We start from the raw sequence: 1,806 nt of genomic DNA on the forward strand, positions 1-1,806 counted from the left end.
GCTCAGGGCTCAGGGCTCAGACGACCGTAACCGCAGCGAGGTTCTTCTTCCCGCGACGGAGCAACACGAATCGACCGTGCAGCAGATCTTCGGGTTCCAGGGTTGCGTCCTCCCCCGAGACCTTGTGGTTGTTGACCGATACGCCACCCTCCTTGAGGATGCGGCGAGCAGCCGACTTCGATTCGGACAGGCCCGTGGCAACCAACAGATCGACGATTGAGGTCTGATCTGCACCGACCTCTGCGTGGGGCAGCTCGGCCGCAATCATGGCCAGGGTTTCCTCGTCGAGATCCGCGAACTGACCCTTACCGAAGACCGCGGCAGAAGCGGCGATCGCCTTACGCGTGGCCTCTTCACCATGGACCAAGGTGTTGACCTCGTAGGCCAGGGCCTTCTGGGCTTCGCGACGGTACGGTTCGGTCTCCGTGAGACGGCCAAGCTCTTCGATCTCTTCGCGGGTACGGAACGTGAAGACCTTCAGACGGTCCACCACATCTGCGTCCGCGGTGTTGAGCCAGAACTGGTAGAAGGCGTACGGAGAGGTGAGCTCCGGGTTCAACCAAATCGCGTTGCCCTCGGACTTACCGAACTTGGTGCCGTCCGAGTTGGTGATCAAGGGCGTACCGATCGCGTGCACGGTGGCACCTTCAACCTTGCGTACCAGTTCGGTACCCGAGGTCAGGTTGCCCCACTGATCCGAACCGCCGGTCTCCAGTACGCAGTTGTACTCGCGGTACAGGTTCAGGAAGTCCATACCCTGCAGGATCTGGTAGCTGAACTCGGTGTAGGAAATACCTTCCTCCGAGTTCAGGCGCTTGGCCACGATGTCCTTCTTAATCATCGTGCCCACGCGGAAGTTCTTGCCGACATCACGCAGGAAATCGATCGCGGACATCTGCGACGTCCAGTCCAGGTTGTTGACCATGCGTGCCGCGTTCTCCCCTTCGAAGGAGAGGAAGCGCTGCACCTGCTCGCGCAACAGCTCAACCCATTCGGCAACGGTCTCTCGAGAGTTGAGCACTCGCTCGGACGTCTGGCGGGGATCACCGATCAACCCGGTGGAACCACCGACCAACCCAATGGGGTTGTGCCCGCCCAACTGCAGGCGGCGGAGCAATAACAACTGAACCAGGTGGCCCAGGTGCAAGGATGCAGCAGTCGGATCGAATCCGCAGTAATACGTAATGGGTCCCGCTTCCAGGGCATCCTCAATGGACTGCGGGTCCGTGGATACCTGGACGAGGCCGCGCCAATTCAACTCCTCCCACAAGGAATCAAAGGTCGGGTCGTTGTGCTGCTTGCTCAAATCGGTGGTTGACACGAAGACTAAGTTATCAGTCCTGCGACTCTGATCAGGACTGTTCCAAACCTGCCGGCAGGCCGTGCGCGGCCACCATGTAGAGACGCTGGGTGGGTCGTGTCATGGCCACGTACAGGTTGCCCACTCCCCCGGCGGGATCGTTGGCAATGTCGGCCGGCTCCACCACGACCACGGAGTCGAATTCGAGCCCCTTGCGTCCCAGGGTGTGAGCAGCATGATCTGTCGATCCAGCCGCCGCATCCCCGCGGCCACCAACCCCGGGAATGCTTCGTCGAGTGCGACGGCCACGGACGCGATCGAGTCGCCCGGACAGACGACGCCGATGAGCCCTCCCTCGACCAGCTCCAATTCCGCACGCAGCTGTTCGACACGGTCTCAACCACTTGGCCCTCGTCGGCGACTTCGATCAAGACGGGATCTTCACCATCACGCACCGCGCGCGGGTCCGACACGCGAAGGCCTGCTGCGCGGGCGACCGCACGGCG

General features: G+C 61.6%; 2 protein-coding genes. Both read right to left on the reverse strand.

Translation table 11 applies throughout. The annotated features are described in order from the left end of the window. Window positions 1-16: 16 nt before the first annotated feature. The gene (tyrS, locus tag YO9_RS0115840; RefSeq protein WP_016998371.1) at window positions 17-1,321 is read right to left on the reverse strand and encodes a tyrosine--tRNA ligase; all 1,305 of its coding nucleotides are present in this window, start codon (window positions 1,319-1,321) and stop codon (window positions 17-19) included. A gap of 31 nt (window positions 1,322-1,352) precedes the next feature. Continuing rightward, window positions 1,353-1,487 (reverse strand): hypothetical protein, encoded by a 135-nt coding sequence (locus YO9_RS20285; RefSeq protein WP_262925733.1) that lies wholly within the window; start codon window positions 1,485-1,487, stop codon window positions 1,353-1,355. Window positions 1,488-1,806: the final 319 nt, after the last annotated feature.

The sequence above is a fragment of the Kocuria atrinae C3-8 genome (assembly GCF_000286355.1).
Taxonomy (GTDB): domain Bacteria; phylum Actinomycetota; class Actinomycetes; order Actinomycetales; family Micrococcaceae; genus Kocuria; species Kocuria atrinae_A.